The organism is Candidimonas nitroreducens (assembly GCF_002209565.1).
GTDB classification, from domain to species: Bacteria; Pseudomonadota; Gammaproteobacteria; order Burkholderiales; family Burkholderiaceae_B; genus Candidimonas; species Candidimonas nitroreducens.
Window position 1 is genome coordinate 494,678 of sequence record NZ_NJIH01000002.1, and the last position, 21,146, is coordinate 515,823.

20 protein-coding genes are annotated in these 21,146 nt (G+C 63.9%); 4 read left to right on the forward strand and 16 right to left on the reverse strand.

Going from position 1 to position 21,146, the window contains the following annotated elements; translation table 11 throughout:
• Positions 1-2: 2 nt before the first annotated feature.
• From CEY11_RS03675 to CEY11_RS03700, 6 genes are all read right to left on the reverse strand, one after another.
• Entirely contained in the window at positions 3-611 is a 609-nt protein-coding gene (locus CEY11_RS03675; RefSeq protein ID WP_233154699.1) for a thiamine pyrophosphate-dependent enzyme, read from the reverse strand.
• On the reverse strand, positions 611-1,132 hold the full coding sequence (locus tag CEY11_RS03680) for a thiamine pyrophosphate-binding protein (protein ID WP_088601987.1): 522 nt from the start codon (positions 1,130-1,132) through the stop codon (positions 611-613). Before CEY11_RS03680 ends, CEY11_RS03675 begins: the two co-directional genes overlap by 1 nt.
• Positions 1,133-1,207: 75 nt before the next feature.
• On the reverse strand, positions 1,208-2,233 hold the full coding sequence (locus tag CEY11_RS03685) for a Bug family tripartite tricarboxylate transporter substrate binding protein (protein ID WP_158215175.1): 1,026 nt from the start codon (positions 2,231-2,233) through the stop codon (positions 1,208-1,210).
• Positions 2,234-2,504: 271 nt separating this feature from the next.
• Entirely contained in the window at positions 2,505-3,050 is a 546-nt protein-coding gene (locus CEY11_RS03690) for a DUF488 domain-containing protein (RefSeq protein WP_088602045.1), read from the reverse strand.
• 151 nt (positions 3,051-3,201) lie between these two features.
• Positions 3,202-3,414, reverse strand: a complete 213-nt coding sequence (locus tag CEY11_RS03695) for a hypervirulence associated TUDOR domain-containing protein (protein ID WP_088601989.1) — start codon at positions 3,412-3,414, stop codon at positions 3,202-3,204.
• Between the two features lie 51 nt (positions 3,415-3,465).
• A complete protein-coding gene (locus tag CEY11_RS03700) occupies positions 3,466-6,324 on the reverse strand; it encodes a molybdopterin oxidoreductase family protein (RefSeq protein ID WP_088601990.1) in 2,859 nt (952 codons plus the stop codon).
• A gap of 342 nt (positions 6,325-6,666) precedes the next feature.
• Between CEY11_RS03700 and CEY11_RS03705 the strand changes: the two genes are divergently transcribed.
• Complete coding sequence (locus CEY11_RS03705) at positions 6,667-7,935, forward strand: M20 family metallopeptidase (RefSeq protein ID WP_088601991.1); 1,269 nt, start codon at positions 6,667-6,669, stop codon at positions 7,933-7,935.
• A gap of 81 nt (positions 7,936-8,016) precedes the next feature.
• On the opposite strand, the gene gcvA is transcribed toward CEY11_RS03705, so the two are convergent.
• Positions 8,017-8,934 (reverse strand): transcriptional regulator GcvA, encoded by a 918-nt coding sequence (gene gcvA, locus CEY11_RS03710; protein WP_088601992.1) that lies wholly within the window; start codon positions 8,932-8,934, stop codon positions 8,017-8,019.
• 277 nt (positions 8,935-9,211) lie between these two features.
• Here gcvA and CEY11_RS03715 point away from each other — a divergent pair, with 277 nt between their 5' ends.
• A complete protein-coding gene (locus tag CEY11_RS03715) occupies positions 9,212-10,249 on the forward strand; it encodes an alcohol dehydrogenase (RefSeq protein WP_088601993.1) in 1,038 nt (345 codons plus the stop codon).
• A 72-nt stretch (positions 10,250-10,321) separates the two neighbouring features.
• On the opposite strand, the gene CEY11_RS03720 is transcribed toward CEY11_RS03715, so the two are convergent.
• From CEY11_RS03720 to CEY11_RS03735, 4 genes are all read right to left on the reverse strand, one after another.
• Entirely contained in the window at positions 10,322-11,308 is a 987-nt protein-coding gene (locus tag CEY11_RS03720; RefSeq protein WP_088601994.1) for a Bug family tripartite tricarboxylate transporter substrate binding protein, read from the reverse strand.
• A gap of 128 nt (positions 11,309-11,436) precedes the next feature.
• A complete protein-coding gene (locus tag CEY11_RS03725) occupies positions 11,437-12,288 on the reverse strand; it encodes a cupin domain-containing protein (RefSeq protein WP_088601995.1) in 852 nt (283 codons plus the stop codon).
• A 42-nt stretch (positions 12,289-12,330) separates the two neighbouring features.
• Complete coding sequence (locus tag CEY11_RS03730; RefSeq protein ID WP_158215176.1) at positions 12,331-13,071, reverse strand: HpcH/HpaI aldolase family protein; 741 nt, start codon at positions 13,069-13,071, stop codon at positions 12,331-12,333.
• A gap of 144 nt (positions 13,072-13,215) precedes the next feature.
• On the reverse strand, positions 13,216-13,677 hold the full coding sequence (locus tag CEY11_RS03735; protein WP_088601997.1) for a nuclear transport factor 2 family protein: 462 nt from the start codon (positions 13,675-13,677) through the stop codon (positions 13,216-13,218).
• Positions 13,678-13,951: 274 nt separating this feature from the next.
• Here CEY11_RS03735 and CEY11_RS03740 point away from each other — a divergent pair, with 274 nt between their 5' ends.
• Positions 13,952-14,746 (forward strand): helix-turn-helix domain-containing protein, encoded by a 795-nt coding sequence (locus tag CEY11_RS03740; RefSeq protein ID WP_088601998.1) that lies wholly within the window; start codon positions 13,952-13,954, stop codon positions 14,744-14,746.
• A gap of 14 nt (positions 14,747-14,760) precedes the next feature.
• Here the strand turns inward: CEY11_RS03740 and efeB are convergent, their stop codons facing one another.
• From efeB to CEY11_RS25340, 5 genes are all read right to left on the reverse strand, one after another.
• Positions 14,761-16,038 carry an iron uptake transporter deferrochelatase/peroxidase subunit gene (gene efeB / locus CEY11_RS03745; RefSeq protein ID WP_088601999.1) on the reverse strand — a complete coding sequence of 426 codons (1,278 nt, stop codon included), beginning with the start codon at positions 16,036-16,038 and terminating at the stop codon, positions 14,761-14,763.
• Between the two features lie 22 nt (positions 16,039-16,060).
• Positions 16,061-17,290: an iron uptake system protein EfeO gene (gene efeO / locus CEY11_RS03750; protein ID WP_198958822.1), complete on the reverse strand. Its 1,230-nt coding sequence runs from the start codon at positions 17,288-17,290 to the stop codon at positions 16,061-16,063.
• The gene (gene efeU / locus CEY11_RS03755) at positions 17,277-18,926 is read right to left on the reverse strand and encodes an iron uptake transporter permease EfeU (protein ID WP_088602000.1); all 1,650 of its coding nucleotides are present in this window, start codon (positions 18,924-18,926) and stop codon (positions 17,277-17,279) included. Before efeU ends, efeO begins: the two co-directional genes overlap by 14 nt.
• Before the next feature lie 473 nt (positions 18,927-19,399).
• Positions 19,400-20,089: a copper chaperone PCu(A)C gene (locus CEY11_RS03760; protein WP_233154701.1), complete on the reverse strand. Its 690-nt coding sequence runs from the start codon at positions 20,087-20,089 to the stop codon at positions 19,400-19,402.
• 56 nt (positions 20,090-20,145) lie between these two features.
• Positions 20,146-20,787 carry a DUF2946 domain-containing protein gene (locus tag CEY11_RS25340; RefSeq protein WP_088602002.1) on the reverse strand — a complete coding sequence of 214 codons (642 nt, stop codon included), beginning with the start codon at positions 20,785-20,787 and terminating at the stop codon, positions 20,146-20,148.
• Between the two features lie 27 nt (positions 20,788-20,814).
• Here CEY11_RS25340 and CEY11_RS03770 point away from each other — a divergent pair.
• Positions 20,815-21,146 (forward strand): MFS transporter (locus tag CEY11_RS03770; RefSeq protein WP_143322675.1); only part of this gene is annotated, 332 nt, incomplete at its 3' end.

A 21,146-nucleotide genomic window follows, 5' to 3' on the forward strand; every position in this document is an offset into this window, starting at 1 on the left:
CCTTAGCTGGCGATCGCTTGCATGAAGCGTTGGCGAATTTTCGAGGGGTCTCTCTCGGTGACGCCTGCCGGCTTTTCGCCATCGGTACGTACACCGATGAGCCAGGGGCCGTCTTCGACCCGGGTTTGCTCGATGATCCGGGAAAAGCTGTCTTCATCCTTCGCCCAATAGCTCTTGCCGATGCCGCACGCTCTGGCCACACCGACCAGATCGACGAACCCGGAGGTCAGCGTTTGCTGTGAGCCGGTAATTTGATAGACACCGTTGTCCCACACGATTACGGCCAGATTTTTTGCCTTGGAAGCCGCCAGCGTCCCCAGCGTGCCAAGCTGCATGAGCAACGATCCGTCGCCTTCAAGAACGTATGTGCGCCGCTCGGGCTGGGCGATGGCAACGCCCATGCCTATCGCACTGGCCAAGCCCATGCTACCCAGCATGTAAAAGTTGCGCTCACGTTGGCCGCTGGCCCACAGGTCAAAATTAGTGTTGCCGATGCCGCCGATCACCGCATCCCGATCCGACAACTTTTCTACCAACAACTGCGTCATGCGGAACCGATTCAATTCGGCACAATCGCGCCTTTCCGTCGAGAGCATGTTCGTCAGGCTCATCACAACTCCTTGGATCGTTTCTTGGTCAATAGCGGCGACAGCAGCATGGCTGCGGCTTCTTGGGTGGAGTACGCCTGCCGGATCATGCCATCGGCCATGAAATCCAGGTCTTCCAGCGACACCATGCGGTGCGTCTCGATTCCCATCGAATTCAGGATAGGCACCATCGTGCGGCACACCATGGCCTGGCCGAGCTGATGGTCGCCCATCGTGCCGCGTTCGGAGATCATCATCAACAAAGGGATCTGGTAAGGCCTGACCAGCGATGCCAGGACATTCGGCAACGTGGCGAATCCACTGGTCTGCATCAATACAATGCCCCGCATGCCCGCCATATAGGCGCCGGTCACGATGCCTACGGCTTCCTCTTCCCTAGCCGGGCCGAGTGTGGTGAAGAACGGGTCTGCGCGCAGCCGCTCGATGAGCGGGGAAAGTACATTGTCCGGCACATAGGTCACCAATTTGACCTTGTGACGTTTCAGTACCTCTACAACAATGTCATACCATGCTGGCGTATTCATTTTTACTCCATTGACGCCCAGTAATAGTTGCCTCGGCCTGTACTGCGCCAGAGGCAATAGAAAATCCCGAGGGACTCAGTCGATCTTGATGCCGGCCTGCGACACAACGGATTCCCATTGCGCAACATCGTGGGAAATCAAGTCCTTGTATGCCTGCGCATCCTTCAACGTCGGCGTGACCTCAATTCTTTTGAGCTGATCTTTCACTTGCTGGTTGTCGAGCACTTGCCGCGCGCCGTCGTATAGCCAGTCGACGATGTCTTTGGGCGTGCCGGCAGGAGCGATCAAACCCCACCAATTAACCGCGTATACGCCGTCGACGCCCAGTTCCGCGAAGGTGGGAACATCCGGATAGCCGGGCAGGCGGGTGTGATCGGCCACAGCCAGCGCCTTGAGCGTGCCGTTTTGAACCATGCCCATGCCAGAAGCCGTGCTGCCAAACATTGCGTCGACCTGCCCTCCGACCGTAGCCGTCATGGCGGGGCCGGCCCCTTGATAGGCCACGCTAATGATTTTCCTGTGGGTTTTTTGCTGCAAGAGCTCCGCAGCCAAGTGGCCTAGCGAACCGACACCGGAGTGCGCAATCGTACGATCCTTTCCATTTGGCGCGAGAAAGTCATTGAGCGTTGCCGGCCCTGAAGCGGGAACATAAAGAACAAATGCCCCGGTTCCCAGTAGCGCTATCGGCGAAAAATTTTTTTCGACGTTGTAGGGAGTCGCCTTACGCAAGATAGGATTCAGTGCGATGGCAAGGTCGGCCAACAGGATTCTCGACCCATTGTGTTCCGAGCGCGCGACATAGGCGCCGGCGATGGCGCCATTCGCGCCCGGTTTGTTGACCACGACAATTTGCGACCCGGTCGCTTTTTGCAGCGCGGGGGCAATGACCCGGGCCATCGTATCGGACGCCCCGCCGGGCGAATACGGCACGATCAGTTCAACAATGGGCGGAGCGGAGGCCGGCTTGGCGCTTGCACCCGAGACAAAGAAAAAACTACAGGCCAGGGCACCGAGTGTTTTATAGATGGAAACAGAATTCATGGCTTTTTCCGGATAGGTATTGTTATCGACAAAAACTGCTGTGCTGGTTTGCTGCAGCAATGGTAGGCGGGCGAATCCATTGCTACAAATCATTAGTTTTGATCGATTAACAAATGCAGATCATTAATGCCGGAACGACATAGGCTGCCCAATGCACGACGCCCATATCATTCGGTTCGGATGGCGACAGCGTGATCGCTGCCAAGGTCTGGGCCCGGCCGGCCCCGACGACATCGCCGCCGCGCCCTGCATCGGGAGCTGAGCGGCCCGCTCGCACCGACGCGAAACGAACGGTGCGTTCATATCGACAGCCACGAATTAGCGGGGCGCTTTAGAGCAGCGACTGCTGTGCGGCCGGGTAGGCGATGGTTCCCGAGGCCTGCGTAACAGCGCCCAGGGTGATGCGGGCGGGTTCGATGCGCCCCGGCCCCATGATGTGAAAGACGTTCGCCCCGCGGGCCATCAGGTAATCGGCGACGATGCGGCGGTGGCAGCGCCACCATACGGCTTCCGAGCACATGATGGCGCAGCGCCGCGCGCGTCCTTCTTTCAACAGATGCTCCAGGCCCGCCTGGAACTGCGCCGAAAATGCATAATCGGCGTAATTGTGGAAACTGGCATTCGTCCAATAGCCATTGGTGTCCGCGGGCAGGCCGCGAGCCTTGCCGCGCAGGCCGCCCAGTGCGGCGATATGCTCATACGCAATGCCGTACGGCGCCAGCTCGTCGGGCAGCACATCGGTGTTGAATTGCGGGTTGGCCCTGGACATGGGCATCTTGCGGATGTCCGCCAGCAGCGCGACTCCAGCCTCGACCAGCAGTCCGGCAAATTCAGCGAGGCTGCGGTTGGAATGGCCGATGGTGAAAAACGACGGCATGCCCTGCCCGCCGCCGTCCTGCGCGGCGGGGTGCGAAGCCGGCTTGGCGGTCATGTCACGCCTCCGTCGCCATCGCCCTGCCGGTTCGGCCCCGAGCCTTGGATCGGCATGAGCGCGGCAAATTCATACATGCGCATCAGGCGACAGCGCACTATCGCAGCAACTGCAGCGCCTTGCCCTTGTGGGCGGCGATGTGGTCGGTCTTGTCGCTCTTGATTTCGTACTGCGGCTCTTGTTCCGAGGCACGGTGCGTATGGCCCTTGTAGTCGAAATCACGGGTATGAATGGCGATGATGGTTCCCGACACCCGTCCGGCCTCGGAATTCCAAGCCACATGGTCGCCGATCTTGAATCTATCGCTCATTGCACGGGCTCCTTTTCGTCAGGAAAAATTTCAGATCCACACAACACATCATCACGCGTCCGCCGGCGGCACCGCCAGGGTCTGCGGCGCCGCCTGCCGGATACGGGTCAGCAGCCAGGCTCGCTGGCGTTCGTTGCGCGCTTCGATGTCCTGCAGGGCGCGCTGCAGATCGTGGTCGCCCAGCGCGCGGGCGCCCTGCGCCAATACGGCCGCCGAGACGGTGCTTTCGTTGGCCATCAACCATAAGTCCTGCAAATCGCGCAGCAGGCCGAAGGCGGTCGCGCGGCGCTGGATCAGCAGCGCCTGGTCGAGCGCCTCGGGTTCGCCCTCGAGGCGCTCGCCGTACTTGCCCGCATAGGCCTGGATGGCAGCCGCATTGTCGCGCGACCAGCCCAGAAACAGCGCGCCTTGCGCGCCGATGTCCGGTGCCAGCGGATGGCTGGCGCAGAGCTTTTCCCAGCCGTGCGCCAGGCGCTCTTCGCTGGCCTGCAACAAGCCGATGTAGTCGGCGATATGCGTGCGGCCGGCGCCGGCTTCATTGCCGCCGGCGGCTGGCGGCACGGCTGCCTGCTTGGATTCGTCGGGCTGCGCCAGCAGCTCGCCTTCGACCTTGGCCAGCTTGACCGCGGCATACTTGAAATGCGGCTGCTTGCTGACTGGATCCCAGTCGAACAGGGTCAGTTCGTTGGCGGCGCGGGCACGGCCCGGGTCGTCCCAATAGCCGTAGTGGAAAGGCATGAACAAGGTGCCCGGTTCAATATCGCCGACGCGCGCCGGCGCCTGCGCCGCGCCGCGGCGCGAGGTCACGCACAGCATGTCGCCCGGCTTTATGCCCAGGCGGCGCGCATCGGCCTCGCTTACCTGGATGTAGGCGTCGGGGGCCGCGTCGCGCAAGGCCGGCGCGCGGCCCGTCTTGGTGCGGGTATGGAAGTGATAGACCACCCGCCCCGTGCTCAGGAAATAAGGGTATTCCTCGTCCGGCTCTTCGCGCGGCGGAACGTATTCGACCGGGCGCAGGAAGGCGCGGCCGTTGGGCCGCCTGGCCTTGTATTCCTGCGCCGTGACGGCCGCCCCAGTTATTAGATCGTGGCCGAAGCTTTCGCAATAATCGGGATCGGTGGCGAACTTCAGGTCGGTGTAATAGCGGGTGGAACCTTGCGGATGCCGCTCGTTGACGGGCCACGGCACGCCCGAGCCCTGGCTGAGCTGCGCATACGATAGTCCGGAATAATCGCAGGGCCGGCCTCGCGTGCATTCGCGCCAGGCATTGAAGGCGCCTTCGGCGTCGTGCCACTTGATGAGCGGCGCGCCGTCCTTGTCGCGAAAGTCCATGCGCCGCGCAAAATCCAGGAAAATATCCAGATCAGACCGCGCTTCGCCCGGCGGCTCGACCGCTTTGCGGTTCAGGTGCACGACCCGGTTCACATTGGTCGAACAGCCGGTCTTCTCGCCCCAGATTGCGGCCGGCAGCACCACGTCGGCCATTTTCGCCGTCTCGGTCATGAAGGCGTCCTGCACGATCACGAACAGGCCCTGCCTGCGCAGGATCGCCCGCAGCCGGCCCAGGTCGGGGATCGACACCGCGGGGTTGGTGCCCACGATCCACAACACCCGGATCGACCCCGTCTCGGCGTAGCGGAAGATCTGCAGCGCATGGGTGGGCGGGCCCCAATTGGGCAAGCTGGCCGGCTCGACATTCCACAGCCTGGCAACCTCTTCGAGATGGCGCGGATTGCCGAAATTGCGAAAGCCCGGCAGGTCGCCGCCCGTGCCGCTCTCGCGATTGTTCTGCGCCGTGGGCTGGCCGTTCATCTGCAGTATGCCGCAACCGGGCCGCCCGATGCGCCCGAGCACCAGGTTGACGTTATTCACCTGCACCGCGGCGGCCGTGCCCTGGTTGGACTGATACACGCCCTGCAGACAGGTGGTCAGCAGCATGCGCGAGCTGCCGATCAGATCCGCGGCCTGCCGCAGCTGGTCGGCGGGAATGCGCGCGATCCCGGCGACCCGTTCCGGCGTGTAGCCCGCAACCGTGCGGGCCAGGTCGTCGTAGCCCAGCGTATGCGCCTCGACGAAGGCGCGGTCTACATGGCCGCGCTCTATCAGTTGCTGGATCAGGCCGTTCAGCACGGCCACATTGGTGCCCAGGCGCGGCTGGATATGGATGTCGGCTTCGGCGGCCGTGGCCGTGCGCCGCGGGTCGATCACCACCATGCGCGAGGGCTCGGCCGCGCGCCGGCGATCCAGCACCCGCGCCCACAGCACCGTGGCGGTCGCCGCCATGTCGTGCCCTACCAGCAGGAAACAGTCGGTGACGTCCACATCTTCGTAGGTGCCGGGCTGGCCATCGGCGCCGAAGGTTTCTTTCAAGGCCGCCCCAGCCGTGGCCGTGCACAGTCGCGTGTTGCCGTCCATGTGCAGCGTACCGACGCCAGCCTTGCCGATGACACTGAGCGTGTAGTTTTCTTCGGCGTACAGCTGCCCCGAGCTGTAGAAGGCAATCGAGCCGGCCGTATGCAGCCGCTTGGCCTGCTGAATGCGGCGCACGATCAGCCCCATGGCCTCGTCCCAGCCCGCCGGCTCGAGCTGCGCGCCGCGGCGGATCAGCGGGCGCGTCAAGCGCCCCGGGTCGGCATTGACGACCCAGCTGTGCATGCCCTTGGGGCCGAGGCGGCCGCGGTTGACCACGTCAGTCTCGCAGCCGCGCACACCGACGATACGGCCGCCGGGCGTATCGTCCTTGACGCCGATGTCGAGCCCGCAGCCATTGGAACAGAGGAAACAACAGGCCTGCACCCAGCGATCCGGATCTTCCAGCAGATTCTGATCCACCCGCGCGGGCCAGTGCGGCCCCGCCTGCGGCGTGCGCGGGCCCCAGATATCGGTGATGCTGTCGCGAGTACTGGCCATGCCGTCCTCCGAGTCGCAACCCGGTTCGGAAGCAGCCGGGTTGCAGCGTGCCTTGTGTACGATGAAAAGTACGATGAGAACGCCGGCGGCTGCAGGCGCCCTCGCTTCATCATACGCCCAACACGCCGCGGCACGGCGCTACGCATCACCGCGAGCCATGCCGCATCGAGGACGAACCGGCAATCGGCCGTAGCGCCGATTTTCTTTGACCTCTCGCGAAACGCGCCGTACCACTCTTTTTCGCCCCTTTCCGCCGGCCGTATACCAAGCGTATGATCTACATCATCGCCGGCGGCGGCGACAGGCATACACACTAGTTTCAGCTAATAGAAAGGTAAGGCCATGAATGCTTTGACTTCGGCTCTGGACGGTGACGCCAAGGAATTGCTTCCCGAACTGGAGGCCATATACAAAGATCTGCATCGCAACCCCGAGCTGTCGATGCAAGAGACCCGCACCGCCGGCATTGTCGGCGATTTTCTGGACAAGGAAGGCTACGAGGTGGCCCGGCAGGTGGGCGTCACGGGCGTGGTCGGCGTGCTGAAGAACGGCGACGGCCCGACAGTCATGCTGCGCGCCGACATGGACGCCCTGCCCGTGACCGAAGACACCGGCCTGCCCTACGCCAGCACCGTGCGCGCCAAAGACGAAGACGGCGTCGACGTGGGCGTGGGACACGCCTGCGGCCACGATATGCACGTAACCTGGCTGCTGGGTGCGGCACGGCTGCTGGCGCGCCACCGCGATGCGTGGAAAGGCACGGTGCTGGCGGTTTTCCAGCCCGGCGAAGAAGTCGGGCGCGGCGCGCAAAGCATGATCGACGGCGGCATGCTGGAACGCTTTCCCAAGCCCGACATCATTCTGGGCCAGCACGTCATGGTGGGCGAGGCGGGCACCGTAAGCTATCGCAGCGGCGTGATTCTGTCGGCGGGCGACAGCATCAAGATCAAGCTGTTCGGCCGCGGCTCGCACGGCTCGCAGCCGCAAACTTCCATCGACCCGGTGATCATGGCGGCATCGACCACCTTGCGGCTGCAAACCATCGTCTCGCGCGAAATCGCGCCGCTGGACAGCGCGGTATTGACCGTCGGCGCCTTGCAGGCCGGCACCAAAGAAAACATCATCCCCGACGATGCTACGCTCAAGCTGAACATCCGCACCTATGACGAAGACGTGCGCGCCACCATGCTGTCGGCCGTCAAGCGCATATGCTGCGCCGAATGCGCCGCTTCGAACGCGCCGCGCGAGCCCGAATTCACCAAACTCAGCACCTACCCCCTGACCCGCAACGATGTCGAGGCCACCGAAACCGTGGCCCGCGCCTTCGAGGCGCAGTTCGGCGAACGCTCCCAGGAAACCAAGCCGGCAGGCGCCAGCGAAGACTTCAGCGTATTCGGGCAAACCTGGAAGGTGCCCTACGTATTCTGGTTCGTGGGCGGCACCGACGCCCAGGCCTATCGCAAGGCCGTGCAGGCCAAGCAGGCCAACGCCATACCCAGCAACCACTCTCCCAAATTCGCGCCGGTAATCGACCCCACCCTGCGCACCGGCCTGGAAGCCATGCTGACGGCGGCGTCGCCGTGGCTATGCAAGGGCGGGCCGGCCCGATAAGCCCGCGCGGCGCCCGCGCTTTGCCACGGCGCACTCGGGCGGCACTCCCGCCTCTGCACGCCGCGGGGCGCTGCATGCTGGTCAGCAAATCGTGGGAGACTCCTGCATCAGCCATTTCCGGAATGCCAGGAGCTTGGGCAGCGCGGCGCTTTCTTCGCGGTAGACGATGTAGTAGGCAAGCTCTGACGCAAGCTTCATTTTGGGAAAGAGCCGGATCAGCCGGCCTGCGGCCACGTCGTCGCAAGCCATGACGCTGCGCGCCAGGGCAATGCCATGGCCGTCGATGGCCGCCTGCAGCACCGCTGCGGAATTATTGACGCGCATGCCGCGGCTGGTATCGACTTCGGGCGCTCCGGCGCGCGCGAGCCAATCGGCCCATGACGCAAAGCCGATGTGCGTATCGACCGACAAATCGTGTATCAAGGCCTTCCCGGCCAGGTCATGCGGGCTGGCCAGCTTGCCATTCCTGGCCAGCCAGGCGGGCGAGCACACCGGGAAGATCTGCTCGTCCATGAGTTTTTCCACAATCAGCCCCGGCCAGGAACCGCGCCCATACCGCACACCGACATCGATGCCTTGTGCGGCGAAATCCACCAGCCGCAGGCTGGTGTCCAGGCGCACGTCGGTGCCGGGACAGAAAGCGTGGAAATTTTCAATGCGCGGCAATAGCCATTTGGCCGCAAAGGCCGGACTGACTGTTACCGTCAGCACGCCCTCTCTGGAACCTTCGCGCAAGCGATTCAAACCCAGCGCAAGCCGGTCGAAACCGGCCCGAATGTCCGGCAAGGCCCGTTCCGCGGCTTCGGTCGGGGTCAGGCGGGAGCGGCCGCCCGAGCCGCGATGGAACAGCGGCGTACCCAGCCAGTCTTCCAGCGAGCGGACGAGCTGGCCGACCGCGGCCGGCGTCACGTTCAGTTCCGCCGCCGCCGCAGAGAAGCTCTGGTGGCGGGCACTGGCTTCGAAGGCCCGCAGCGCATTCAAATAGACAGGCGTCTTCATGAGTAAAATTTTTTATTTCAATGCAGCATAGATTATCTCACTTGCCCTTGACACGCGAAGAGCTTGAAAATAAGGCAAGTTGCGATGTGGTGTAAGGGCCGACGCTGCCGCTCTCCCAGAGCCGCCCGGCGCCGTGGCCCATGCATGGAATCAGCGGCGGCCAATAGTTTTTCTTGCATATTTCCAAACCGCAGGATTCCGTAAACCGCAGGATTCCGTTCATGGCCCGTGTGCGCACCGTATCGGAAAATCGACCAATGACGATGGAATGGCAGGCATGAAGACCACCTACCGCGCGATGCAAGTCGCCCGCCCCGGCATCCTGGAGCTGGTGCGGCGCACGACCCCCGCGCCAGGCGCCCAGGAAGCGCTGATCGAGGTCGAGGCCTGCGGTATTTGCGGCGCCGATGCCGGCGACATAGAAAAAGCCGACCCGGCACTGCAGCCGCCGCGGGTGCCGGGCCATGAGGTCGTGGGCCGCATCGCCGCCCTCGGCGCCGGGCTTGCCTCTTTATGGAAAATAGGCCAGCGCGTCGGCGTGGGGCGGCTGGGCGGCCACTGCAACGAATGCGTGCAATGCCGCCAGGGCCGGTTCCAGCTCTGCCGCAACCAGCCCTTCGTCGGCTCCACCTGCGACGGCGGCTACGCCGAAATGATGCTGGCGCGCGGCACGGGGCTGGTGTCCATCCCCGACGAGCTGGCGTCCGAACAGGCCGCGCCCATCCTATGCGCCGGCATCGCCACCTTCAACGCCCTGAAGAAATGCGGCGCCCAGGCCGGCGATACCGTGGCCGTATTCGGCGTGGGCGGCCTGGGCCATATGGCTCTGCAATACGCGCGCCGCATGGGCTTCAAAGTCGTGGCCATCGGGCGCGGCGGCGATATCGCCGCAGACGCGCTGGCTCTGGGCGCGCACGTCTATATAGACACCCGCAAGCAAGACGCCGCCGCCGCGCTGCATGGCATGGGCGGCGCGCAAGCCATACTCGCCACCATAGGCGATTCCGCGGCGGTGTCGGCCCTGATGCCCGGGCTGTCCCCCGAGGGACGGCTGGTGCTGCTGGGCATAGGCAAGGATCCCTTGCAGATCTCTACGGGCTACATGGTGTCGGGCGAACGCAGCATGCTTGGCTCGATCACCGGCACACCCTACGAAAACGAAAAGACGCTGGACTTCAGCGTGCTGGCCGGCGTACGGCCGATGATCGAGGTGATGCCGCTGGAACGGGCCAACGAGGCCTACCAAAGAATGAAATCCGGCGACGTCAAGTTCCGCATGGTGCTGACCATGAACGATGCGCCAGGCCAGGACTAGGCGCGCTGCCGTTCACCGGCATGAATAAAAAAGCCTTCATGCCGCAGCGTTTCGGCGGCGCGCCGCGGCAGCTCATTCCGGTTTGATCGACATCGACTTGATGATGCCCGACCACAACTTGCGATCGGCTTCCAGCATGGCATGCATTTCGGCCGGCTTCAGCGGGTCGCGCACCATGCCCAAAGTCTTGTAGCGCTCGGCGACATCGGGCAGCGCAGTGATCCGGTTGATCTCGTCGTTGAGCAGTTCCGTGCGGTCGGCCGGCATGCCCTTGGGGCCCATGACGCCGTACCAGTTGGTGACCTTGAAGCCCTTGATGGTTTCCGAAACGCTGGGAACGTCCGGCAGCCCTTCGTAGCGCTGCGGTTCGGTCACGGCGATCAGGCGTACCTGGCCGGACTTGGCATAAGGCAGGAGCAACGAAGCGCCGCCGGCAAACATGTCGCATTCCCCGCGCACCAGCGCGGAAACGGCCGGGCCGCCGCCTTTGTACGGCACGTGCACGATGTCCAGATTCGCTACCTTCGCCAGCAGCGCCAAGGTCAGGTGATTATGCGAGCCGATGCCACCCGAGGAATAATTGACCTTGCCCGGATTGGCGCGGATATAGGCCAGCAGCTCATCGAAATTCTTCACCGGCAGCTTGGAAGATACCGCGATCACGTTGATGACGAAGGCCAGCATGGCAACGGTCTGGAAATCGTCGACGGGGTCGAAGGCAAGATTGTGATACAGGCCATCGTCCATGGCATGCGTCGACATGCTGCCGATTTCCAATGTGTAGCCGTCGGCGGGCGCGCGCGCCACCTGGGCCGCGCCGATGTTCCCCCCTGCCCCGGGAACATTTTCAACCACCACTGGCTGGCCGGATTTCGGGAACATGTGGCGGCCGACGATACGGCCCAGCAGATCCGTCGAGCCGCCCGGCGCGAACGGGACGACGAAGCGGATGGGCTTGACGGGAAAGCCCCCCGCTTCGGCGGCAAAGATGCGATTCGACATCGCCATGGCGCCCAAACCCCATCCGAGCATATGTCTGCGGGAAATACCACGATTCATGAAAGATCCTCGATTGTTCTGTGAACTGGATTGTGTGCCCCAGCTTGCATTTACTGGGCTTCTGTCTATTGATGGGCCAATCGGCCTATGCCGATTGGCAGGCCTTCTTGCGCTCGACGGCTACGGGCCTACGCGGCTTCAGGCGCAGGGTAATCGTCGGCATTGCGCACCATGCCGGGCCGCGCGGCGAAATCGCGCCTGGGCGGGCAGAACAGATCCACCAGCAGCGCCGGCCCAGGGCCGATGTTGCGCGTGGTGTGCACCAGGCCCGGCGGGATGACGGTGACCGAGGGATAACCGACCTCGGCGTCGACGTCGGGACGCCAGGTTCCCAGATCCGAGTTCCAGGGCGTGCGCAGGTGGTGCACGTGCGTGCCCTTCAGGGTGATCGAGCCTTGCTCGAAGTCGACGTGCGAATGGGGCGACATGGTGCGCGTGTCACGCGGCTCCTGCCGCTCGCACAATACATTGATCATCAAGTTCGACGAGCGGTAGACGCGCGTCTTGTCGTTTTCCCGCACGCCTTGCGCCAGGTCATAGGCACGCAAGGTGTAGCCCCCGGCGGGCGCGGGCCAGTCGGCCATCGGCGCCACGTCGTCTCTGGGAACAAGATAAGAGCTGGCATTGCCGGCCAGGGTAAGCAATGCTTGCACGCGCGCCGAAAAACAGCGCACGATCCAGCCCTCGGCGTCCGCTGTCACAGTCACGCCGCCGGGCGGCACGATCAGCAGGTGATTGCCGGCGACGGGGCGCGGCGCCTGCTTGCCGCACACGATGCTGACGCCCGTGTCCGGCAGCAGCACCATGTGTTCGTCGGGCACATCGCCCACGCTCAGCGTGGTGCCGGCACGTACGCGAGTAATTGCAATAACGAAATTCGCGCCACGGGTGATCCAGGTCGGAGAGCCGTCGGACTCCCGGAAATCCGGCTTGTCGACGGAATGGTCGGCCACACAGGCGCGGTGTATGAGCTTAGACATGATTCAGTGTCCTGTTCGAGGAAGTTGAGACACGCAGCGGGGTCAACCGCGTGGAAAGTCGGCGCGCAATTTCTTTGCGGCATTGCGCAGCATGGATTGATCGGAACCGACAACGAATACGCTGGCGCCTTTGGCGGCGAACTCCTGCGCTTCGGCGCGATTCGCGCACACCATCACCACCGGCAGGCCGTTGGCGCGCGCGGCGGCGACGATGCGGTCGACGGCCGCCATGATGACGGAGCCGGCGGGGTCGTCTTCCCCCATCGACAGCGCCAGGTCGGAGCGGCCGATCAGCAAGGCGCCCACGCCCGCAACCGCGGCAATCGCCTCGACATTCTCCAGAGCGGCGGCGCTTTCGATCTGGCAGACGATCATGTTCTGGTCGGCCTCGGCGATCGCCTCCTGGCGGCTACGTGTGCCGTAGCCACCGAAACGCGCGGACAGCGAGATGCCCCGCCGGCCGCCGATGAAGCGCGCCGCGGCGACCACCTCGCGAGCGTGCTCGGCACTGTCCACGTGCGGCACGACGATGCCATCGGCCCCCAAGTCCAGCACATTGAGTATCGTCGCATCACGCTGATCCGGCACGCGCACCAGCATGGGAACGTCCAGAGCACGCGCGGCGAACAGCATTCGGTCGAGCGAGGCCCGGTCGAACGGCGCATGCTCGGCGTCGAGCACCAGGAAATCGAGATCGGCCAATGCCAGCACCTCGATGACTTGAGGGCTGTCCGTCTTGATGAAAATGCCTACGCTTTGATAAGAAGGAAAAGACGCCAACATGAAAATCACATCCCGATAAAAATAAATTGCACACAGCGCCCGGCTGCATGACCGGCGCGGCCACCCGCGCCCGCAGCGCCCGCATAGGCGCATAGGGAATGGCCGGCGCAGTGCAGCGTGATACGCGGCAACGCCGCAGCATGCCTAGCGACTGAGCTTCCCGCCCAGCGGCAGGCCGCCGCCCTCGTTGCGCCGCGGATTGCGGAAAATCCAGGTGACCTTGCGCAAGGCGAAGCGCCACCTGCCGTCCGCACCCAAGGCGTACTCGTCGTCATAGTCCGCCACCAACAGCGGCTCGGCGGGCAGCGGCGGCACGCCGTTCGCGGCGTACAGCGTCAGAATGCAGCTGCCTCGCACCTTTTCGGCCGAGACCTGCTCGAAGCGGAAATTGGTATAGATATGGCGGCTCGTGCGCGGGCCATTGGCCAGGCGCCCGGCATAAGCCTCGCGCAGCGCGGCCCGGCCGCGGCTCGCTTCCCCCGTCGAGCGCTCGTATGCGCCGTCCTCGGTGAACAGCTCGGCCACCAGGCTGGAATCGCCGCGGTCTATCAGCCAGGCGAATTCCGCATTCAGGGCCTCCAGTTCAGCGCGAATCGAAACGTCCATGTACAGCTCCTATTTCTTTTTCAGGGTGGCCGCAAGCTGCATGGGCGCCAGGCAGGCAATCGCCGCCGTAAAAACAACGCCACGAACCATGGCTCTCCCCTTATTTCCTGCGAGAGCCTTGCACCCCCAAAGGAGTGCTTTACGGCGACGAACAAGCCGGCCCCGCGTACAATCGCCAGCCACGCCAAGATCGGTACAATTGTAGGAATCGGAATGGAGCGGAAGCCGGAAAATTCTGGCTTCGTTTCGCCGCACGAAACGACCGGCGGACTAGATGAGCACATCCATGAACCTGATCGTCCGTACGCTGGACGTACTGCAGGCTCTGAACAAGCAGACGCATTGCTCGCTGCGCAGCCTGCACGAAGCCACGGGCATACCCAAGCCCACGGTGCACAGGCTGCTGCAGACACTGAAAAACGAAGGCTACGTACGCTCCGACATCGCCAAGGGCATCTACTCCCTGACCGAGAAGGTACGCCTGCTCAGCGAAGGCTACACAGAATGCGAGCTGGTGGTGGAACTGGGCGGCCCCATACTGCGCCGCATAACGCGGAGCACCGGCCTGCCGCTGGCCATCGGCATCGCCGAGCGCGGCCAGATCGTCGTGCGCTGCAGCAGCATGCCCTACAGCCCTATCGGCCCCTCCCACACCACAATAGGCAACGCCCACGAAATGACCGTCTCGGCCATGGGCCTGGCTTTTCTGGCATTCTGCAATGCCGACGAGCGAACGAACCTGGTGAAATCGATCGAACAGGCGTCGGATCCCGCCGAGTGGAAGGCCTCGTCCGCCAAGCTGCGCGCTGACATCACGCTGGTGCGCAAGCGCGGCTTTGCGCTGCGCCAACCCAGCCCGCAGCACCCCAGCACCACACTGGCGGTGCCCATCCAGCACCAAAAACAGATATTGGGCGTGCTGTCGCTTACCACCTTTCCCTCATTGCTCAAGCGCGGCACCGCCATCACCGACTTCACCCGCACCCTGATCGAGGCCAGCCAGGAAATCAGCAAGGCCGTGGCAGCGCATCAGGGCGGTACGGCTGGCGCGTCCCCGCGTAAATCCTGAGCCTGGATCGAATCTTACGTGAACAGTTGCTCGGCTATGTAGTGGCCGGGCCGCGGCGCGGGAGGAACGAAGAAAATCGCCGAGCCGATGTGGGCGATGTATTCATTCAGCGCATCGGACGCGCCCAACTTGGTCTGCAGCGCTTCAAAATGCGCCGGGTCGTTCTGGTAGCAGATGAACAGCAGACCTGCATCCAGTAGGCCATAGCGGTTGATGCCATCGGTGTAGTTGTATGAACGGCGCAGGATCTTCAAGCCGCCATTGTTTTCATGGGCCGCCAGCCGTATGTGGGCAGTGGCCGGAATGAGCAATTGCCCTTCGCTGTCGCGCTTGTGGAAATCGGGCGTATCGAACTCTTTTTGCCCGGTCAGCGGCGCGCCGGACTCCTTGTGACGGCCGAAGACAGCGTTCTGATCGCTGACCCGGTCGGTGTCCCAGTTTTCGATGTGCATCTGGATCTTGCGCACGACCTGATAGCTGCCGTGCCGCTGCCAGGCGGGCCCGTCCTTGACCCAGACGTGGTGGTCGAAATCCTCCGCCGCCTTGATGTTGCGCGTGCCGTCGCGGTAGCCGAGCAGGTTGCGCGGCGTGGACTGGCCCTTGCCGGCCGAGGCACGGCCGAAGCCGAGCACCGCCCAGCGGGTCGACGCCGCGCCGATGTCCTTGGCGATACGAGCCAGATCGCGGATGGCGTGGTAGGCCACCTGAGGGTCGTCGGCGCAAGCCTGCAGCGAAAGATCGCCGCCGGTCAGATCGGGCTGCAGGGAATCGCTGGGCAGCTGCTTCAAGTCACGCAGCCGGGCCGGCCGCTTGTCCGCCAGCCCGTATGCATCGGTAAAGATATTCGGGCCGAGGCCCACGGTGACGGTCAGCGAAGCCGGGCCGAGGCTCAGGGCCTCGCCGGTATCGGCGCCCACGCTATTGGCGCGCGTCGGCTCGACCTGGCCGACGGTTCGGCCCTGCATCAACAACGCTATCGCCGCCGACCACCGTGCCAGCAGCACCTGCAGGTCGGCACGATCGTTCGAGGTGAGATCGAACGTCATGTACAGGACATAGCGCTGCTGCGGTGTCATGATGCCCGCCTGTTCGGCGCTGCCGTAGAATGCGTGCGCCGTGGAAAGGTCGACGATTTCATTGTCCGGTGGGGCCCCGGCGGCGCCCAGGGCGGCGGCCGTCGCCGGGCCAGCGCCAAGCATCGCACCCAAAGTACCGGTGGCGGTGCCGAGCAGCAGGCTGCGACGGGTGAGCTGATGGGCCGCTGCGCCGCCTGGAATTTCAGCTTTCGACATGACTCTGGCTCCGTCCGCCCCTCTAGCCACGCCCGACGGTCGCCACTTTTTCGGCGATCTTCGACAACGGCTCCTGCAAGGCCTGGATGCCGCGGCTCAGCTTGGCCGCATCGGCAGTCTTGATGTCAGAGGTGTAGCGCTTGAAGCCGCCAGGCTCATTCGGATCACGGTAGCTGTCGAGCAATGTATCGACCTTGGCGAACTGCTGTTTCACCCGCTTGGTGAGCGCCGGATCGATGCGCGCCAGACCCGGCTCCAGGAAGGCGAATGCCTGCTGGGCGCCTTCGACATTGCCTTCGAAGTCCACCAGATCGTAATGGCTGTAGGCCTCCTCTTCGCCGGTGATCTTGGTGGTCTGCACTTCTTCGAGCAGATCGGCGGCGCCATTGGCCAGATCCTCGGGACGGTAGTGCAGCGTCTTGACCAGCTTGTCGAGCCGGCCGACATTTTCCTGTAGCTCGGCGGCGAGCTGTTTGGTTTCGGGCGTGATCCGGCCATTCTCGAACAGATCGCGCTCGATGGCATGGAAGCCGTGCCAGCCCACCTTCGGATCGAGGTTGGACGCCCGCATGTCGATCAGGTAGTCGAGATTGCCGGCATTGTCGGTAGCTTTGTGGCCCGGCAGCACGAAACCGTCGACATCCGACTCGATCCGTTCATAGAATGGCCGCGCCAGCGGGTAGTCGACCTTGGCCTTGGCCACGTTGCCGGCATCGACGTCGGTCTTGAGCCGATCTACGGCGGTGGCCATGGCGTCGACGACGCCATCGACATATTTGGCATATCCCTGGGTGCCGTCGGCCAGAATAGTGGCCGTGCTGCCGTTCGCTTCAGGCGCGGCCTTGCCCGTGACCGTGAAGGCCAGCATTTCCTGCTTGGCGCCCGGGCAATAGATCTGGTAGCTGCCTCCGCCCAAGGTCAAGGTGAAAGAAACCGCGGGCAGGCCGGGCGCGAGGTTCTCTTTCTCGCCCAGGATCCGGTTGTCGCTCTGCAGCTCGACCTCGGTGATCGCGGTTGCGGTCTTGTTGACCACCGTGAAGGTGACGGGCCCCGCCTTGGCCGAGGAATGATCCAGGGCGCAGACCTGGCCGTGCTCGCCGGTCAATGTGACCTGAACCTGGGACACGCCGTTTTTCATTGGCGCCGCCCCGGCGTTCATAGCCGCAAAGGCCGCCGGCGCGGCCGTCACGGCAGCAAGCAGGCCGGCAAGCACCGCATGGGCACGGATGTGGGCAGAATTAATTGGATGCATGAAGAGTTCCTCGGGTGTGGTTTCGGCCGTTGACAATGCCGCCATTGGCGGAAGATTGCGGGTCGGGATTGCAGCCAGCTCGGCGCAGCTTTGCGAGCCGGCGGTTATTGCGACAGGCATAGGCCGCCAGGATCAAGGCGGCAAGCAGCAGAACGGCGGGCAGCCCGACCGCCCAGAAACCGTGCTCGGATCGTTCGGCATGCAGGCGGCGCAAGGCCTGCGCGGCGTGCGATACGTAATCCGGAGAAACCCGCCAGGCCCGTAGCGCGGACGGCTGCGAGCCGCCGGCGCGGAGTGTGCGCGGGGTTTGCAGGCCGCTGCCCGAAATGGCGACGAAAGCGGTTTCGTATCCTGACGCGTCCAGCAACTGGCCGCCGGCAATCCAGACATCGAGCGTGCGCCGGGACGTCCACGAAGCCTGGAACGGGCCGGGATGCTGTTGTGGGTTCAGGCCGATTGGAATGCGCCCATGATTCAGCGCCACGATGTCGTCCAGCGTGAGCGTGGGCCTCGCGTGCGCCACAGCGCTGGCACGATGGGCATGCCAGGCCGTCGCCGCCAGGCCCGCATGCAAGGCAGACTCATGCGTGCCCGAGGCCAGGGATACACGCTCGGTGCGGCCGTCTTCGAACCGGATGGCCAGCTCCGGCGCGCGCGCGGACGAGGCATCCAGCTCGGCGTGGCCGATCGGCTTGGCCGGGTCGTTGGCGGCGACCAATGGCACCGCCCGCGGCAGGCGCCACTGCGGCACAGGATAAGCGAAGGCGAGCGCCGCCGCCACGATGGCAATTGCCGCCGCGGTCGCGAACTGCAGCCGTACGGCGGTTTTGGGAGCCGGGCGATGCGCGGCCGGCCAGAAAACCAGCAGCGACACGGGTATGAGATAGGCCAGCCACCCCACTACTTCTATCAAGCGGGGATCGGCGGGAATGCCCAGCACCCCGGTAATCAGGGCCGAGCGGATCGTGCCTGGCGCTACCAGCCACGACAGGTTCATCACGGTCTGCTGTCCCGCGTTCAACCAGCCGGCTTCATGCGCAGTGCGTAGCGAGGTAACCACCAGGCCCGCCGCGACGAGCACGAGAAACGCGCCGGTGATGCGAAAGAAGCGGGAAAGATTGATCCGCACGCCGCCGGCATATATGCCCCAGCCTATGGCGACGGCCAGCAGCAGCCCGATGATCGCGCCCGCCGCGGCCCAGGCGGCCGACTGGGCTGCGGAGAATGTGGCCAGCAGAAAGACGCTGGTTTCGAAGCCTTCCTTCAAGACGGCAAGAAAGGCCATGCTGGCCAGCGCATAGGTGCTGGCCTGGCCCAGCGCCTCGGCCGTCTCGGCCTCGATCTGACGCTTCAGGTCGCGCGCATGCGCGTTCATCCACATGATCATGCCGGTGACGAAGAAAATGGCGATACAGCCGATGACCGACTCCATGCCCTCTTGCTCGGCCTGGGGAAGCGCCCGCTCGATCCAGTTCAGGGCTACACCCACCACGATGGACAAGGCCACCGCAAGAATCACGCCCAGCCACATGGCTCTCAGGCTCTTGCCATTCTTGCGCAGGAAGGCGGCGATGATGCCGACGATCAGCGCCGCCTCGAGGCCCTCGCGCAAACCTATGACCAGCGTTGCCAACATTTGAGTACCAAAGGCCTCGTGTTGCAGAGAAATCCGCCAGCATGCGCAGCCCGCGAAGATGTCAGGCCAGGCGCCGCCAGGCAGGGGGATTCATCGCGGTGCTTTCTTCGCGGACTGGCGGAGACGGGACACGGGCCGGCGGCGTAAATGCAGCGGCTTCTAACGATGAAAATGATTATCGTTTAAATAGTACATATCCGATATTTACGAAGTACTGAACGCTCGCGAATTTCAGCTACACCAACGGCCCGGACACCTGCCCCCACCCTGACGCAATTGGCCCAGGCCGCGCAGAATCTGGGCAGCCGGGCGCGCAGCGTACGGGTGATGGTGCAGGCCGCAATAGCCATTGGCCAAGCATGTCCGTGCGGGGCATGCCAACTCTGCAACAGGCAGCCTGCGGGGCCGCGCGCCCCGCAGCAGCGCTTGCCTGCAGGCGCGGCAGACGCGCCGCCCCAGTCGCCGCCCTGGTGTCAGTGCGAATGCGACATCGACCCCGACATTTTCCCGGACATCGATCCCGACATGGCGCCGGCGCTCTTGACCTCGCAGGCCGCAGTCACCTTCTGGCCATTACTGAACACGAAAGTCACGGGAAGGCTCATACCCGGCGCCAGGGGCTTGCTGGGCTTTTCCAGCATGATGTGATAGCCGCCGGGGGCAAAGTTCACCGAGCCATGTGCCGGCACGGCAACCTGTTTGACCATTGCCATGGTCGACATGCCATTTTTTTCCTGGGTCTGATGCAACATGGCCATGCCGAACGCATCGGTCTGGACGCCCGTAAGAGCGACTTCCTGGCCGCCCGAGTTCGTCATCTTGAAATACCCACCCGACGGAAGATTTTCGGGAAGCGACCGAATCCAGCAATCGGAGACCGCCACCGCCGCCGGCGCGGCCTGGGCGGCAAGCGGCGCGCTGCACATTGCGGCAAACAATAGGGCTTTATGTAGAGATTTCATGAAGTTTTCTCCAATTCGGTAAAAAATTCGGCAGGCCGCAAAGCCTGGGTCAGGGCAATTGACGAATATCGCGAGCCACATGCCTGGACGCAGCGAAGCGGGGACGCGACACATGAGGCTCGCCGCCAGCGCCGGCGGTGTGGCGATGCAGGGACGGATCTGCGATCCAGGACACCCCCGGCACGGTTTTTCCTCTGGCATAGGCACGCCTGCCATGCATCTAAGGGAAAGCATGGCGGCATTGAAAGTTCAGCGGATCAGGAAAAACGCGGCGGTGCGCGCGGCAAACCAGAAAGAAAAGTGCCAGCCGGCGTGTAGCGGCGCAGGGGCGGCAGCACCAGCACCACTACAATGAACCATAGCACGGACGACAGGGCGGGAGGCAGCGACGGCAAGGCGCCGTCGTGCGTCATCAGGGTGCAATAGCCGCAATCATTCAGGGCGCGCGAAGCCGGTGGCTCACCCGGCGCATCGCGGTGGCCGGCTATGGGCACATTGAGGGCCGCGGCCGCCTGCCCGGGCCGGGCGGCTTCGGTGCAGATCGATAAAGCAAGGCTCTGCGCGGCGGCAAAACACCGGCTGACCGTGGGCGCGCAAACCAGCAGCAGCATGGCAAATATGCCAAGCCACGCCACATATTGTTTGCCGCGCGCTGAGATCACCGAGAGCACCGCCTGTTTCTGTTTCCGGGCCAATGCAGCACCCGATCGTGCCGCCAGTCCGCACCCTGCATAAAGGGGCGCCGCCCCTTGCGGGGCTCGATACATTCTACAGAAGTCGTAAAATTCCGGCCGGCTCGCCGAGCCTTCCCGGGGTGCGCCGAGACCCACGGCTCGCACCGGCGCCACACGAGCCCCCGGCGCCCAGGTATCATAGACGTCTTTATCCAAGGCCGGCATCTTTGCGCAGGCCCAGACCTCCCGCCCATGAGCAATCGCACGCGCCTCATTCCCATTACGGTTGCCTGCCCCCTATTCCTGCAGAATCTCGACACCTCGATCATGGCGACGGCCCTGCCGTCGATCGCCAGCTCGCTGGAGGTTCAGGCGCTGCACCTGAACCTGGCCATTACCTCTTATCTGCTGAGCCTGGCAGTGTTCCTGCCGGCCAGCGGCTGGTGCGCCGACCGCTACGGCGCGCGCAGCGTATTCTGTACGGCCATCGGCCTGTTCTCCGTGGGCTCGGCCCTGTGCGGCCTGGCCAACTCGCTGCCGCAGCTGGTCGTGTTCCGCGTCATACAGGGCATGGGCGGCGCCAT

Coding starts and splice junctions, on each gene's coding strand:
- CEY11_RS03720 (WP_088601994.1), bottom strand. CDS start 11,308: ATGAATCGTGGTATTTCCCGCAGACATATGCTCGGATGGGGTTTGGGC.
- CEY11_RS03695 (WP_088601989.1), bottom strand. CDS start 3,414: ATGAGCGATAGATTCAAGATCGGCGACCATGTGGCTTGGAATTCCGAG.
- efeO (WP_198958822.1), bottom strand. CDS start 17,290: ATGCATCCAATTAATTCTGCCCACATCCGTGCCCATGCGGTGCTTGCC.
- CEY11_RS03680 (WP_088601987.1), bottom strand. CDS start 1,132: ATGAATACGCCAGCATGGTATGACATTGTTGTAGAGGTACTGAAACGT.
- CEY11_RS03725 (WP_088601995.1), bottom strand. CDS start 12,288: ATGTCTAAGCTCATACACCGCGCCTGTGTGGCCGACCATTCCGTCGAC.
- gcvA (WP_088601992.1), bottom strand. CDS start 8,934: ATGAAGACGCCTGTCTATTTGAATGCGCTGCGGGCCTTCGAAGCCAGT.
- CEY11_RS03700 (WP_088601990.1), bottom strand. CDS start 6,324: ATGGCCAGTACTCGCGACAGCATCACCGATATCTGGGGCCCGCGCACG.
- CEY11_RS03705 (WP_088601991.1), top strand. CDS start 6,667: ATGAATGCTTTGACTTCGGCTCTGGACGGTGACGCCAAGGAATTGCTT.
- CEY11_RS03690 (WP_088602045.1), bottom strand. CDS start 3,050: ATGCCGTCGTTTTTCACCATCGGCCATTCCAACCGCAGCCTCGCTGAA.
- CEY11_RS03730 (WP_158215176.1), bottom strand. CDS start 13,071: ATGTTGGCGTCTTTTCCTTCTTATCAAAGCGTAGGCATTTTCATCAAG.
- CEY11_RS03740 (WP_088601998.1), top strand. CDS start 13,952: ATGAGCACATCCATGAACCTGATCGTCCGTACGCTGGACGTACTGCAG.
- efeB (WP_088601999.1), bottom strand. CDS start 16,038: ATGTCGAAAGCTGAAATTCCAGGCGGCGCAGCGGCCCATCAGCTCACC.
- CEY11_RS03715 (WP_088601993.1), top strand. CDS start 9,212: ATGAAGACCACCTACCGCGCGATGCAAGTCGCCCGCCCCGGCATCCTG.
- CEY11_RS03675 (WP_233154699.1), bottom strand. CDS start 611: ATGAGCCTGACGAACATGCTCTCGACGGAAAGGCGCGATTGTGCCGAA.
- CEY11_RS03735 (WP_088601997.1), bottom strand. CDS start 13,677: ATGGACGTTTCGATTCGCGCTGAACTGGAGGCCCTGAATGCGGAATTC.
- efeU (WP_088602000.1), bottom strand. CDS start 18,926: ATGTTGGCAACGCTGGTCATAGGTTTGCGCGAGGGCCTCGAGGCGGCG.
- CEY11_RS03760 (WP_233154701.1), bottom strand. CDS start 20,089: ATGCCAGAGGAAAAACCGTGCCGGGGGTGTCCTGGATCGCAGATCCGT.
- CEY11_RS25340 (WP_088602002.1), bottom strand. CDS start 20,787: ATGCCGGCCTTGGATAAAGACGTCTATGATACCTGGGCGCCGGGGGCT.